The organism is Candidatus Nanogingivalis gingivitcus (genome assembly GCF_004151455.1).
Classification (GTDB): domain Bacteria; phylum Patescibacteriota; class Saccharimonadia; order Saccharimonadales; family Saccharimonadaceae; genus Nanogingivalis; species Nanogingivalis gingivitcus.
This window is the reverse complement of record NZ_PRLK01000011.1, coordinates 1-13,927: the sequence shown is the minus strand read 5'-3', so window position 1 is coordinate 13,927 and position 13,927 is coordinate 1. Positions and strand designations below refer to the sequence as shown.

Annotated in this window: 10 protein-coding genes and 1 tRNA gene; 3 read left to right on the top strand and 8 right to left on the bottom strand. The window is 33.4% G+C overall.

Features of this window, described 5'->3' with window-relative positions:
• A partial coding sequence (locus G6CMJM_RS02905) for a sensor histidine kinase (RefSeq protein WP_129718977.1) occupies positions 1-1,444 on the bottom strand: 1,444 nt, incomplete at its 3' end.
• Positions 1,445-1,586: 142 nt separating this feature from the next.
• Between G6CMJM_RS02905 and G6CMJM_RS02900 the strand changes: the two genes are divergently transcribed.
• On the top strand, positions 1,587-2,420 hold the full coding sequence (locus G6CMJM_RS02900) for a hypothetical protein (RefSeq protein WP_129718976.1): 834 nt from the start codon (positions 1,587-1,589) through the stop codon (positions 2,418-2,420).
• Between the two features lie 88 nt (positions 2,421-2,508).
• Here the strand turns inward: G6CMJM_RS02900 and G6CMJM_RS02895 are convergent, their stop codons facing one another.
• The 3 genes from G6CMJM_RS02895 to G6CMJM_RS03260 form a co-directional block, all read right to left on the bottom strand.
• The gene (locus G6CMJM_RS02895; RefSeq protein ID WP_129718975.1) at positions 2,509-6,744 is read right to left on the bottom strand and encodes an Eco57I restriction-modification methylase domain-containing protein; all 4,236 of its coding nucleotides are present in this window, start codon (positions 6,742-6,744) and stop codon (positions 2,509-2,511) included.
• Positions 6,745-6,781: 37 nt separating this feature from the next.
• Positions 6,782-7,432, bottom strand: coding sequence for an N-6 DNA methylase (locus G6CMJM_RS02890; RefSeq protein ID WP_165302697.1), 651 nt, complete (start codon positions 7,430-7,432; stop codon positions 6,782-6,784).
• Between the two features lie 227 nt (positions 7,433-7,659).
• Entirely contained in the window at positions 7,660-7,785 is a 126-nt protein-coding gene (locus G6CMJM_RS03260) for a hypothetical protein (RefSeq protein WP_274542112.1), read from the bottom strand.
• A 136-nt stretch (positions 7,786-7,921) separates the two neighbouring features.
• Here G6CMJM_RS03260 and G6CMJM_RS02885 point away from each other — a divergent pair.
• Positions 7,922-7,995 (top strand) — tRNA-Gln (locus G6CMJM_RS02885).
• A 171-nt stretch (positions 7,996-8,166) separates the two neighbouring features.
• On the opposite strand, the gene pnp is transcribed toward G6CMJM_RS02885, so the two are convergent.
• The 4 genes from pnp to G6CMJM_RS02865 form a co-directional block, all read right to left on the bottom strand.
• Complete coding sequence (gene pnp, locus G6CMJM_RS02880) at positions 8,167-10,284, bottom strand: polyribonucleotide nucleotidyltransferase (RefSeq protein WP_206660775.1); 2,118 nt, start codon at positions 10,282-10,284, stop codon at positions 8,167-8,169.
• A 218-nt stretch (positions 10,285-10,502) separates the two neighbouring features.
• The gene (gene galE / locus G6CMJM_RS02875; protein ID WP_129718973.1) at positions 10,503-11,516 is read right to left on the bottom strand and encodes a UDP-glucose 4-epimerase GalE; all 1,014 of its coding nucleotides are present in this window, start codon (positions 11,514-11,516) and stop codon (positions 10,503-10,505) included.
• A gap of 83 nt (positions 11,517-11,599) precedes the next feature.
• Positions 11,600-12,826, bottom strand: coding sequence for an ABC transporter permease (locus tag G6CMJM_RS02870; RefSeq protein WP_129718972.1), 1,227 nt, complete (start codon positions 12,824-12,826; stop codon positions 11,600-11,602).
• Entirely contained in the window at positions 12,819-13,742 is a 924-nt protein-coding gene (locus G6CMJM_RS02865; RefSeq protein WP_129718971.1) for an ABC transporter ATP-binding protein, read from the bottom strand. The genes G6CMJM_RS02870 and G6CMJM_RS02865 overlap by 8 nt, the downstream gene beginning before the upstream one ends.
• A 65-nt stretch (positions 13,743-13,807) precedes the next feature.
• Here G6CMJM_RS02865 and G6CMJM_RS03275 point away from each other — a divergent pair.
• The coding region (locus tag G6CMJM_RS03275) for a prepilin-type N-terminal cleavage/methylation domain-containing protein (RefSeq protein ID WP_129718970.1) at positions 13,808-13,927 on the top strand (120 nt) is incomplete at its 3' end.

The window sequence follows — 13,927 nt, the reverse complement described above, 5'->3', positions numbered from 1 at the left end:
GTGATGGAACATGCACAGGTATTTGTGTAGGCGTAGGTGTAGGTGTAGGTGTAGCCAAATTCTCTATTTCAATACTAATTGGCTTAATTTCTTTAACATTATCTAAGCTTTGTTTTTGTTCTTCAGCTTTATCAGAAAAGTCTTCTTCGCCTAATATACTTAAAATGTCCCTATCGGCTTCGGCCTCTTCTCTTCTCCTAGCCTCCTTTTTAGCTTGTTCTTTAAGCTCTTGCATTTTTTGGTCTTCAGCTTCTTTTAGCCTTTCAGCTTGATCTCGTGCTAGCCTTGGTAGAGTTATAGTAAAAGTACTTCCTTTTTTATATTCACTAGTAAGCTCAATTTTACCACCCATAGCTTCAACCAGCCTGCGTGATAAATAAAGCCCTAAACCAGTACCACCAACCTCTCTTGTTTCTGAATTATCTACCCTATAAAACTTCTGAAAAAGGTGTGGTATATCTTCAGCAGGTATGCCAATACCGTTATCTGCTACTGAAATTCTAACATTATCATTATCTCCAGTAACATTAACAGAAACTTTTCCAAAAGGAGTGTATTTAATGGCATTGTCAAAAAGGTTGCCTAATACTTCGTGCAAATGGTCTCTATCGGCATGAATATAAAATACAGGTGAAATTGTTATCTCGCCAGATTTATGATGGTCAGGCTCAAAAATATATTCTAAGTCTTTATTTTCAGCTTTTACCTTTAAGCCATCCCAAATTTCTCTAGCAAATTCTACAGCATTTAATACTACTGGTTCATTTTTAAGTCGCCCATCTTCAGATTTAGTTATATCTAATAAATCTTGAAATAATTGCCCAAGGTGTTTAGTGTTTTCGTGCGCTTTTAATAAAAAGCCTTTAGCTCGCTCATCAATAGTAGCAGTTGCTGGGTTTAAGGCTAAGCCTAAATAACCCTCAATACTTGCTACTGGTGTTCGCATTTCATGGCTAGCAGTAGAAATAAATTCAGCCTGTTCCCTATTTTCTAATAGCTCTTTACTAATATCTCTAAAAACTACTACCACGCCACTATTAAAGTTATCTATAGGGTTAATTGCTAGGTAAATTGGTAAAACTTTACCACTTTGTGTTTTTAAAAATAAATCTCTACTTATAAAACTTGTACTAGTGCGTAGCACTTTATTTATAGGGTTAGCGGCATCAATCATTTCTTGGCCATCATTATTAGAAATTTTTAAAATTGCCGTATAAATAAGCCCTTCAGCGTCACCATCGCTCCAACCTGTTAAATTTTCAGCAGCATGGTTAATAATGGTTATTTTTCCGTCCTTGTCCAGTGCTACAACGCCATCATCAATAGCACTAAGTACAGCTCCACCATTGCCTAATAAATTTATATTTTTGTTTGCAGCATTTAATAAACCACCCTTTTCTGGTGTTTTATTTATACTCCCTATATTTTTTAATAAATCAAACATTTTTGCCCAACCTTAATGAAAATATTTTAGCATAAGAGGGTTGTTTTTTCAAACCATCCCCATCTCCCCCTAGTTGACTAAATAAGTTTTTTATGTTAAAATATAATTTGTCAATTAGAACTTTTGGAAAGTAGGTGTAAATATGATTGACGATAAAATCACCAATATTGAGAAAATGATTCTCAATGACCGTCTTTATTATAGCTTTTTAAACGATCTAAGTTTAGATCAACAGGGCGAAGTGTCCTTAGAACTGTCTAAACTTAGTAAGCAAGATGATACCGTTCTTAATGTAGAACCAGATGAAGTTTTACAAAAAGAGTGTGTAGCCTTGCTTTTTGATAGTGATACAGATGAAGTGATTTCATTCTGCACAATGATGAAGCCATACTACAACAAATATGGCAAACTAGTTGGCGAAATTGGTACTATGTTTACCGTTTCAGAATGGCAAGATCAAGGTTGTGCTAGTTTCTTAGTAAAACTTATTGATGACTGGGCAGCCAAGGGTAACCGTCGTGTTCCTGGCAAACCTCCAATTGATGGCGCTTACGCTTTTCTAAATACCTTGTCGCCTAGAGCGTTTGCTGTAAATGACTACCGTGGCTCTGTTGTTGTAGATAATAGCGAAGTGAATGCAGGAGATTACATTCCAGATTACGCTATTGAGCTTTGCAGAACTATCTGTAAGGATGAAAAAGCCATGCAACTTATGGATATTGAAAAATATCTTGACCGCCCTTTTGTAGAAGTAAATGCTGAAAATATTTCGCTCCATCATGAATTAGAAGAAGCTAGAGCTGAGCGTGCAATTAGGTTTGAAAAATATATTCAAGCCATTGATGAGAAGTTGGCCGAAAATGGCTCTATCTCTAATTATGCTATTTATGGCGAAATTAAGCAGTTTTACCGTGACAATTTAAAAAATAATTTAAAATGTTGCGACGTTGTAGTTGCTAAAAGTTATAATAATTAAGACCTTTCAATCTGCCATAAATGGCAGATTTTTTCTTTTTTAGCTTAAAGCACCTATATAAGTAAAAACTTATATAGGTGCTTATTTTTTATTCCATTTCTCTTACTTTTTCTTCAATAAACTTAATTTCACGCTCATCTAAGCCGTATTTTTTATATAACTGCTTGTCAATTTGAGCAATGGATTGCGACCAGTCGATGTCAGAATTATTGGTAAAGTTTTGAAGAGGGACATTACGCCAAGTATCTTTCTTATTACTTTGTGTAATTTTTAGAGTGCCAAGCATTGTGCGTGCAAACTTAGTTTTAATATATTTAAGCAGATTTTCAGCCTCCTCACGGTTATCAAAAGCTCCGAAACTTATAAATGTTTGTGTATGCCCGACAAGGGGTTCCCCGACAAGGGGTTCCCCGACAAGGGGTGTAGAGAGAACTTCACCTATAGCACCACTTCCATTACTTCCAGGCAGCATAACTTTAAATTTTCGAAGATTTGGATGTTCTTCGATATATTCAGAATTGATATATCGCCACTTGCGTTTATTTTTAATAACACCCAAAATCTTAAAATCAGTTTCATTTTTCCGATTTTTAGAAAACACATCTTCAAGTTGTCCAAAAATAGAACTTGTCAAACGCTTCTCCCTACCTTCAGAACCTACTATATTCTTAGCTTCAGGGTTTTTCATATATAAAACATCAAGATTAAATTTTTCTTGACCAAAATAAATTTCATCAATCGAACAAAATTTTTCAGAATTCAAAACCTTTCGAAGTGTAGAATTAAGCTCCTCAAAATGTGTAAATGTTCCAATTTTACCAAAGTTCTTCTGGGCGTCACGATAAGTTATAGCTACACCTCCTTTAATATCGGTATTCGGAAATACATTACTTGAATCTTGCTCATAATAAGCTACCTTTGAATGTTTATCATTTAACATTTTAGCGTTCCATTTTTTAGGTGTTTTACCCGCATTAAATAAGAACCTCGCAGGTGTAATAAAACACACTTTATCTGCAAACTTATAAGCTTCACTCATAAAATAGTTATAAATTGGCTTATCGCTAGTGTCTTTTGTCTCCTCCTGATACGGCGGATTACCAATCACAACATCAAATTTCATATTTAGCGGCTCTCCTTTCTTGAACTGCTCGGTTAAATCTTGCTTTTTTAGGTTTTGGCGAGAGATTTCAGGAAATCCGCCATAAATATAGTTAGCTGCAATATCATAAATAATCTGGGTTGGCGCAAAACCAAAGAGCTGGTTTTCAAAAATATATTTTAATCTTGCTTGCTCATCTGGAATTATATTCGCTAAGCCACGGTTAAGCCTTTTAGCCGTTTCTGTTAAGAACAAGCCACTTTTAATATGCAAATCGCAAAAAGTAAGGTTCGGGTTAGAGAAAATTCTAGGGTTTTCAGCTTCAAGCGTGTTGAGCATTTTGTTCACAACTTCGCGCGGCGTAAAAATTTGATTGCTTTTTTGCACTGGAATGTAGCTAAAAATATCTTCTTTTGTTGTATTATTCAGATAATCGGCAAGTTGTTCGCGTTTCTTTTCAAACTCCTGAATCGCTGCATTAAAGCGGTATTTTTCAAAAAAGCCATCGAAGTGAATAATTTCACCATTTTCTTCATAATCACCACCATCGCGTAGTTCAATAAAATCAGCTTTAGTAAATCGATCTGGTGTGTGGAGCTTGTCACGTTCATTGAATAGCATTTCAAAATCTTCATCACTAACTGCATCTTGTAGATTATCTATAGTAAGATTCTTAGGATCTTTCGCCGCCATCACAAAGCTTGGAATTGCTCGCGAGAATGTTCGGAGTTTTTCACGAATAATATCCAGCTCGGTTTTAGCATCATCTTGATAAGCTTGCTCTTCACGATTATCAATCATGTCACGTGGTAGTTCTTTTTCAACAAAATCTGCAAGCTCAGTAATCGCCTTAGTTTTTTCTTTTTCTGTTTGAGATGAATTTTTAAATTCTTCACTTACAGTTTTAATTTTCTCTACAATTTTTTCTTCAAGCTCTTTCTTCTCCTTCTTGCTTGGTGCATAAACTTCAACATATTTAGCAATAGGTTCACTCAAAATATCTTCGTTAATTGCATTTGTTAATTGCTCTTCAAAGCTATCCATATCTTCTTGAGCACGCTCAAAAGCCTCGCGAATTGGTTCGCCATAAACCTTTTGTCCCCAAATAATATTGCGATTAACAGAAATTCTTTTTTGCTTTTGTTCATCTCTCTCACGATTATCAGAAACATCACGCTTTTCTTTTTTATTTGCTGTGCCATCTTCTTTTGAATTTTGCATTTTATTAAGTTTTTTAACAATTTCACTTGGGAGATTAAACACATTACCAATATCTTTAAATAGTAAGTTTGTAATAAACCCACGCTTAACAATATCGCTTGCCATTTTAGCCGCTGGTAAAGTTAATACTTGCGAAGCATCAAGTTCTATCATTTTACCATTTTCATCTTGCGAAAGAACTGGAAAAAAATTAAGAAGTTCTGCCACATTTTCTTGCCGCTCACTTTCTGTGATATTGCCAATTGCGCTTTTTTCACTTAAAGAATTTGCGAGTTTATCATAAATTTCAAGCACACGATAAGGTGAAAAGTCAAAAACATAAGCCGACTTTTTACTATAAAGTTTACCATCCTTTTCATATTTATATGGGTTTTGTGCACGGAATATTGCCTGGGTATAAAGAGTTTCTTTTTTCACATCACTCATCATTAATACTGCCGACCACTCTTTAACTGTTACACCTGTTGTAAGCTGACCAACCGAAAGCGTAATAGTTTTATCATGCTCCTTAATCGCCTTCTTTACGCGTGCTAAAGCTTTTTCATTCTTTTTAAAATCTTCAGCTTCTTCTTCGGATTCTTCATCATCCAAACTTCTCCCATCGCCAGCCGCCAAAATAATTTTGTAATTCTCGAAAACTGGGTGTTTTTTAAGCAATTTTTCCATTGCCTTTGCTGAATTTACGCGATTCCCTACAAACCAAAAAGTATGTTTTAACTCATCACGAAGTTCTGGAGTTGAAAACGGATAGCCTTCATTCTCAGTAAGAGTATTTAAAAATCGCCAAATATCAGCTTCACGTTTAAACTCACCCTTTGAATTAGTTGCCAAAAAATCGTTAAATTCAAAAACTGGTGGAACATTCTCCCCATTTATGTCAATACCTTCTTCAATCTGTTTAGCCGTAATATCTGAAATTTTATAATTAAACAACCTTAAATCTGGCATATCTGTATGAGCACCCGATTCTTGACTATTTTCAAGCTCACTTTGTTTTGCTTTTTGTTCATCAAGATAAGTCCAATTATAAATCTGCTCACTACTAAATTTACCTTCTGCTAAGGCTCTAAATGGAGTCCCTGAAAGATGAAGCGTGAATTTGCGTTTAATATTTTCAAAAGCCTTGTCTGTTTTATCAGTATCAACTGCTTCATGAGCTTCATCAATCACTAATAAATCCCATTCCAAATCTGCAACCCACTGCAATTTATTAAAACTTCCACCAAAAACTTTTGCGCCTTTTAAATCTTGCAAACTCAAAAATGTTATTTGCTTTTTATTCAAATCTTCAATTTTATTAAATTCTTCGCGAGTTAAGGTTTTTTCTTTAATAGAATCTGCTGTTGAAATAAAATAATAGTCATCAATAAAAGCCTTATAGTCATTATACCAAGAATCAGCAATTGCTGGACGGTTAGTTACGATTAAAGTTTTTACTGCTCCAAAGCATTTCATAAAATCATAAGTTGTTAGCGTTTTACCAAAACGCGGCTTAGCATTCCATAAGAATTCAGCTTTTCCATTTGGATTTTTAAAATCAACAGTTTGGTTCAGCTTAGCATATTCTAAAGTTTGCTCAACTGCATCTTTTTGCTCTGGTCGTAAAGTATAGGATATCTTACCATTATTATTTACAAAATGGTTTCGGCAAAAATCTTCAAAAAGCTCTAACGACTTATCTGGTGTACCATTAAAATAAAACCACTCCGTTCCATGACCTTTATTTTTTGGGATTTCATGTTGTTGATAATAGCGATGAAGTTCATGATCCTTGAACCATTCATGATTATTTTTTCTTGCAGGCCTAACCCATTTTATAGTATAAGGTTCTTTGTGCGAAGCAGATTCGTTCTGCTCACGAATTCGAACTTCAGCATCTTTTCGCTCAGTGTAACCAATCTTTTGCCAGCCATCATTTTGGGGTCTATTCGGCAAAATATATGAATAAATTTGTGGATAAACTTCTTTAAATGTTTTGATTTGTTTTTTATCATTACTCATTTTAAACTCTCCGATTATTCTTTCTTATTTATTACTTTTAACTGTGCTTTTTAGGTATAGGTTTTTCCGGTAATGCTCGCATTTGGCTCATTACGTCTGTTAGGTTTTCAAGATTTGCTGATTTTGTTTTTGAATAAGCTTTTTCAATATCTTGAAGTGAGTATTCTGAAATTTCGAAAGTTAAATTATCAAAATTTGGTTTTAGATCAAAGAATTTAAGTTCATTTTTCTGTGTTAAAGTGTTGCCAACGATAATATTATTGCCTAGAATTTCATCAATTAATTCAAGAAAAAAGAATGAGTTTTTAATATTTTTAATATGTTTATAAATAACTTCTTTTAAACGTTTACGAGACTCTTCGACATTATCCTCTTGAATATCCACTGCATAAACATTTGATATTGCCAAGATTAAGCAAAAATCATAAATTTCTTGTTGTGCTTTTTTACTTCTAGCATTCTTTTGTTTTTTTATTTTCGTATAAAAATCCGGGACCGAATTAAGTTTTCGGTTCAAAATTTCTACAAGAAAATTACCATTTCCACAAGTTGGCTCAAAAACTTTTTTATCTACTTGAGAAATTGTTGGCTCACATAAATCACACATCTGTTTAACAATAAATTCTGGTGTAAAAACCTCGCCAAATTTTTTAACCCTATGTTTACTTTTAATTAGTTTTTCAGGCAAATTTAAAGCACCCTTAGTTTTTTGGGGTGCTTTAATAAGATTATTGTTATTTTTAGGTAAATCTAAAACATCAGCTTGCTTGCTTGCTTGCTTGCTTGCTTGCTTGCTTGCTAATCGATTTTAGCTTACCATCACTCATATTTATAAATTATTATACTACAAGTACTAGTAAAGTTTAATATTACTAAGGCAATTGAAAAAGCACCCTTATAATAGGTGCTTTTTAATTATTTACCTGCTACAGCAGCCGCAATTCTTTCACGGCGTTTTGCTTCACGGCGTTTTTCAATTTTTAGTTTAGCTTTTAGAGCTCTTTTTCTATCAGCTCCGTGCCAACTTTTATGTTTAGCCATTAAAGTTATTTACCTTTCCTTAAAACAATAAAATACAATTCCTTGCAATTATACCATATTTATACCTAAAATAAAACCTTTTTATTACCTTGCAACATAAAAATTAATTTGATAAAATATATTCATATTACTATTTTGGGGATTAGCCAAGCGGTAAGGCAGTGGGTTCTGGTCCCATGATCGGGGGTTCGAATCCCTCATCCCCAGCCAAACTGAATTATAATAGGATTTCACTATAAAGCGTAGTGAAATTATTTTTATATTTAAAATATTTATTACATTTTATAAATGCTAGAGCTAATATAATTTTTATTTTTACATAAAAAAATAACCTATTCCTAAATTATAGAATAGGTTATTTATATTTTTGTTTAATTTTTACTACTGTTTAACACCTTTCATTGTTAAACTTAAGCGGCCTTTATCATCAATTTGGTCTAATTTTACCCAAATTTCTTGATCTTGTTTTATTACATCAGTAACTTTTTCAACTCGCTTTTCTGAAAGCTGAGAAATATGGAGCATTCCATCAATACCTGGTAAAATATTCACAAAAGCACCAAAATCTTTAATAGAGACAACTTTACCTCGGTAAATCTTACCTATTTCAGGCTCTTCTACTAACGATTTAATCCAAGTTAAAGCTTTTTCAATTTTTTCTTTATCACTAGAAGAAACAGTAATGAGTCCATCTTCTTTAATGTCAATTTCAGCTTCAGTTTCGCTAGTGATTTTATTAATCATTTCGCCACCTTTACCAATAATTGCACCAATCTTTTCAGGATTGATTTTAATTTTTTCAATTCTTGGTGCGTATGGTGAAAGCTCTGTGCGTGGCTTGTCTATTACACTTAACATATGACTTAGAATAAACATACGACCATCTTTTGATTTTTCAATAGCCTCACGAAGGACTTCTATAGGTAAACCGTGTACTTTCATATCCATTTGTAATGCTGTAATACCTTTTACGGAGCCAGTAATTTTGAAGTCCATATCGCCGGCAAAATCTTCGGCATCAGCAATATCACTTAATACATATGGAGTACCATTATCCATCATAAGTCCCATAGCAATTCCAGATACAGGGTTTTTTAAAGGAACACCAGCGTCCATTAAAGCTAAACAGCTAGAACAAGTAGCAGCCATAGATGTAGAACCATTTTGGCTCATAATTTCTGTAACACTTCTAATAGCATAAGGGAATTCTTCTTCGCTAGGTAGTACGGCCATTAAAGCTCTTTCAGCTAGATAACCATGGCCAATTTCACGCCTACCAGGAGAACCAATGCGTCTAACCTCACCAACTGTATAACCCGGTGCATTGTAATGATGCATATAACGGCGTTCACCATCAGTTACCTCCATAGTATCAACTAATTGAGAATAAGACAGTGGCGCTAAAGTTACAATATTCATACCTTGTGTTACACCTCTAGTAAACAAGCTTGAACCATGGGCTCTTGGAAGCAATCCTACTTCACTAGAAAGTGGGCGTATTTCATTTAAGCCTCTACCATCTGGTCTAATACCATCTTCTACAATACCTCGCCTTACATCTTTGTGCAAAACATTAGTAAAGGCTTCATCATATTCATTTTTTAATTCTTCGTATTCTTCTTCGCCGAATTTTTCAAGCATTTCATTATGAAACTGCTCTCTAATTTCAGCCACCTTATCATTACGTACTGGGTATTCAAACTGAATATTCTTGCCAAATTTACCGTTAGCCCACTGAGTAACTTCTTCTAAAATCTCTTCATTAGGCAATATAAGCTCATAAGGTAAGCTTTCTACACCTACTTTTTCAGCTAATTCTTTTTGTAACTTAATAGCTGGCTGAATATTTTTAAATGCCCAATCTAAAGCGCCTACAATAACATCTTCACTCACTTCTTTAGCACCAGCTTCAACCATTGTTACACCGCTTTCAATACCTGCAACAACAAAATCTAAATCAGATTGCTCTCGCTCTTCTGGTGATAAGAATGCTTTATATTCGCCATTAACTAGTCCAACCCTTAGCCCTGCTACTGGACCATCAAAAGGAACGCCTGCAAGCATTAAAGCTGATGATGACGCTATCATAGCAACCATATCTGGCCTAAAACTAGGGTCCATAGAAAGCACCGTGGAAACAACTTGTACTTCTTGGCGATATCCTTTAGGGAAAAGTGGACGAATAGGCCTATCAATTAACCTTCCAATAAGCACAGCTTCATCACTCGGCCGACCCTCTCGTTTGATAAACCTTGAACTGGATATCTTTCCACTAGCATAGTATTTTTCTTCATAATCTATAGATAAGGGAAAATAATCCATTCCACTTATTGGTTTTTTGCCAACTTGGGCTGTACCTAGCACAACAGTTTCGCCATATTTTACTATTACGCTAGCAGTAGAACGGAAACCAACCCTATTAACTTCTAAAGTTAATTTCCTACCCATAAAATCAGTTGAAACGGAGATAATTTCCTTACCTCTTGGATTTATTATCATTTAAAATCCTCTTCTTTCTGCCATAAGACTTTTCAAATTCGTCAAACGAAATTCTTTTTAAAAAAATATATTAAAAAATTCCTTTTGCCGACTTCGAAAAGAGTCTTTTAGCTTATTTTATGTATATATTATAACACACCTTACTGTTCAAGCTAAATTCATCATAAAAAATAGGCATCAAAATATATTCAATGCCTATTTATTGTAATATATGGCTATTATTCTTCGTAGCCGTTTGGATTTTGGCTTTGCCATCTCCAAGAATCACGCACCATATCAGCTAAAGTTTTTTGAGCTGTCCAACCAAGAACTTCTTTGGCTTTATTTGAATTAGCATAACAAGTAGCTATATCGCCAGCCCTACGAGGCTTAATAGTATACGGTATAGTTACATTATTTTCTTTTTCAAAAGTTTTTACTAGGTCTAGCACACTATAACCTTGACCTGCACCTAAATTATAAACATGAGAGCCTGTTGTAGCTAAATTATCTTTTAAGGCTAAAACATGCCCTTTAGCTAAATCTATAACATGGATATAATCACGAACACCAGTTCCATCAGGAGTGTCATAATCATCACCAAAAATACTAAGCTCTTGCAATTTACCTACGGCTACCTGCGTAATATACGGCATAATATTATTTGGTACACCGTTTGGTGCTTCACCTATTAGCCCACTCTCATGAGCCCCAATAGGGTTAAAATAACGTAAATTAGTTACTGACCACTCCTTATCAGCAAAAGCTACATCATTTAAAATTTGTTCCATCATAACTTTTGTATAGCCATAAGGGTTAGTCGCTGAAGTTGGCATATCTTCTGTTAAAGGCGAAATATTATTCACACCATACACAGTAGCACTTGAGCTAAATACAATGTTCTTAACCTTATTTTCCGCCATAACTTCAAGTAAAGAAATAGTACCTACAATATTATTATGGTAGTATTTTAATGGCTCTTTAACTGATTCACCCACGGCCTTAAAGGCTGCAAAATGAATAACGGCTTCAATATTATTTTCTTTAAAAATCTTATTCAAAAAAGGTTTATTAAGTATAGATCCTTCATAAAAAGCTATATTTTTGCCAGTAATAGTTTTAAGCCTATCAAGAACTTTAGGCGAACTATTTGAAAAGTCATCTAGAATAATTACTTCATGCCCTGTAGCTAAAAGCTCTACAGTAGTATGACTACCTATATAACCAGCACCACCTGTTACTAAAATTGCCATTTTTCTTCCTCCTTTTATCTTTGCAGATACTATATTTTCATTGTAGTATATAACGACCTCGAAAGGTCGTTATAGTTTCTTTTTTATTTATTTGAAAATAAAGTTTTTAGCGATACTTTTTTACCATAAGAGATAGTTCCGTATTGGAAAATTCTTACTGCTAAAGTAATGGCTATAGCAGTAAACATAACCAATAAGCCTATTCCAATAATAGCTTCATGAATGGCTAAAGTCCCTAAAGTATTTCTAAGCAGTAAAGCAATTGGTGAAGTTAATGGGAAATAGCTAATAACATGCACAGCTAAATTGTTGCTTCCTACTAGGAACATATTCATCATAAAGAATGGAGCCATAAGAGCTAAGATAATAAAGCTCATCCAGTTACCAGCCTCTTGAGCAGTTGGCATAGCTGAACCTAAAGCAACAATAAAGCTTGTAATCATTAAAAATCCTGCAACTAACACTGTTACTGCAATAGCTATAGATATAGGGTTTAATTTAATATTTTCAATAAAAGGTCTAATATCTGGCAAATTTACGCCACTAAGCTTACCATTAATTACGGCAAAGTAGCCTAATATAATTGGAGTAAATAGTGTAAATATTTGCACCACCCCTAGAATAAATAGAGATATAATTTTACCTACAATTAATGTTTTAGCTGATATACTTGTTAAAATCATCTCCGTTACACGGTTTTCTTTTTCTTCAGTAGTACTCGTTAACATTCTTCCTGAAAGAAGAGATACAACAAAATAGAAAATCACAAGAAAAGCACCTGGTACAATCATTTCACTAACACGGTCATACTTTTCACCATTCTTAAAAATAGTTTGGTCAGTTTTATATGTTTTATTTACAACAGCAATTTTATTAGGTTCTACTACTGTATTTCCAGAATTTTTTAGTATTGCATCTAGGACTATTCGGTATTTATCTGTTTCCGAAAAACCACGGTCTTTTCCGTAAAGCTCTATTTTATCTTCTTGAAGATTTTTAGGAATATAGTAATAAGCGTCCAAAGAGCCTTCTTTTACCTCTTTAATACTTTCTTCTTTATTAGCTGAAATCTTACCCTCAAATTGGCCAACAATATTATTATCTACTACACCACTTTCATCGGTAATTTGAAAAGAAAACTTACCTTCAGAAAGCTCCTTTAATTTCTCATTAGTTTGCTGGCTTGTGATATGACCAATAAAGAAAATCACTGCATATATAATAGGAATAGCAAAAATAGCTAACCAAAAAGTTGGTTTTTTTAATGCTCTTAATGTTTCAAACTTAATAACAGTGCCTAAATTATGCATTTTCTACCTCCATGATTTCATCATTCTGCTCACCATAAATTTTCAAGAATATCTCATTTAATGTTGATTTTTGCACATTAAAGTTAGTAATTTTTAAATTATCTTTTTCTACTAGTTCTTTCAAGATTACTTGGCTATCTACTAACGGTGATATTTCAGCGTAGTTTGCTTCTTTTTTAATAATTTTATAATTTTTACTTTCAGACAATTCACCTGTAAATTCTATAATAATTCGGTCTTCACCATATTGATCGCGTATTTCATCAGGAGTACCGTAAGCTTCTTTTTTACCATTTTTAAGCAAAATAGCTCTGTGACATATTTTTTCAACTTCTTCCATTTGGTGAGTAACCATTACAACAGTTGCACCTCTTTGATTTTCTTCTTTAATAATTTCCATTAGAAGTTCACGGTTTACTGGGTCGAAACCTTTTGTAGGCTCATCTAATATTAACAAATCTGGCTCACCAATAATTGTTAGCCCTAGCTGTATTTTTTGTTGCTGACCGCCAGATAGTTTTTCAATATTTAAATTAGCCTTATTTTCTAGCCCAACTCTTTTAAGATATTTTAATGACCATTCTTTTGCCTCAGCTGTTTTTAATCCTTTTAGCTTAGCAAAATAAATCATTACATTTAAAACTTTTTCTTTTTTGTAAAGGCCTCTTTCTTCAGGCAAATAACCTATATTACCGTTTTCTGGTGAGAATTTTTTACCGTTAATTAAAAGATCACCTTTATCAGCTTCATAAATACCTAGGAGTGCCCTAATTGTAGTAGTTTTACCAGAACCGTTTGATCCTAAAAAACCAAAAATTTCACCTTTTCTAACTTCAAAGCTTAAGTTATCAATTATTTTATTTTTACCAAAGCTTAAACTGAAGTCTTTTATAGAAATAACATCTTTAATACTCATATAATCTATTATATTATATTTTATTTAAATATTGCAAAACATAACCAATTCATATATATATATATATGAATTTATATACTCTTAAAAATAAAAAAGGCTTTACAATTATTGAAGTAGTTTTAGTATTAGCTGTTGCTGGTTTAATATTCTTAATGGTTTTCTTAGCTCTGCCAGCACTACAACGG

What these genes read in the sequence shown, in the direction of transcription:
- G6CMJM_RS02900 (WP_129718976.1), top strand. Translation starts at nt 1,587, where the DNA reads ATGATTGACGATAAAATCACCAATATTGAGAAAATGATTCTCAATGAC.
- G6CMJM_RS02895 (WP_129718975.1), bottom strand. Translation starts at nt 6,744, where the DNA reads ATGAGTAATGATAAAAAACAAATCAAAACATTTAAAGAAGTTTATCCA.
- G6CMJM_RS03260 (WP_274542112.1), bottom strand. Translation starts at nt 7,785, where the DNA reads ATGGCTAAACATAAAAGTTGGCACGGAGCTGATAGAAAAAGAGCTCTA.
- pnp (WP_206660775.1), bottom strand. Translation starts at nt 10,284, where the DNA reads ATGATAATAAATCCAAGAGGTAAGGAAATTATCTCCGTTTCAACTGAT.
- galE (WP_129718973.1), bottom strand. Translation starts at nt 11,516, where the DNA reads ATGGCAATTTTAGTAACAGGTGGTGCTGGTTATATAGGTAGTCATACT.
- G6CMJM_RS02870 (WP_129718972.1), bottom strand. Translation starts at nt 12,826, where the DNA reads ATGCATAATTTAGGCACTGTTATTAAGTTTGAAACATTAAGAGCATTA.
- G6CMJM_RS02865 (WP_129718971.1), bottom strand. Translation starts at nt 13,742, where the DNA reads ATGAGTATTAAAGATGTTATTTCTATAAAAGACTTCAGTTTAAGCTTT.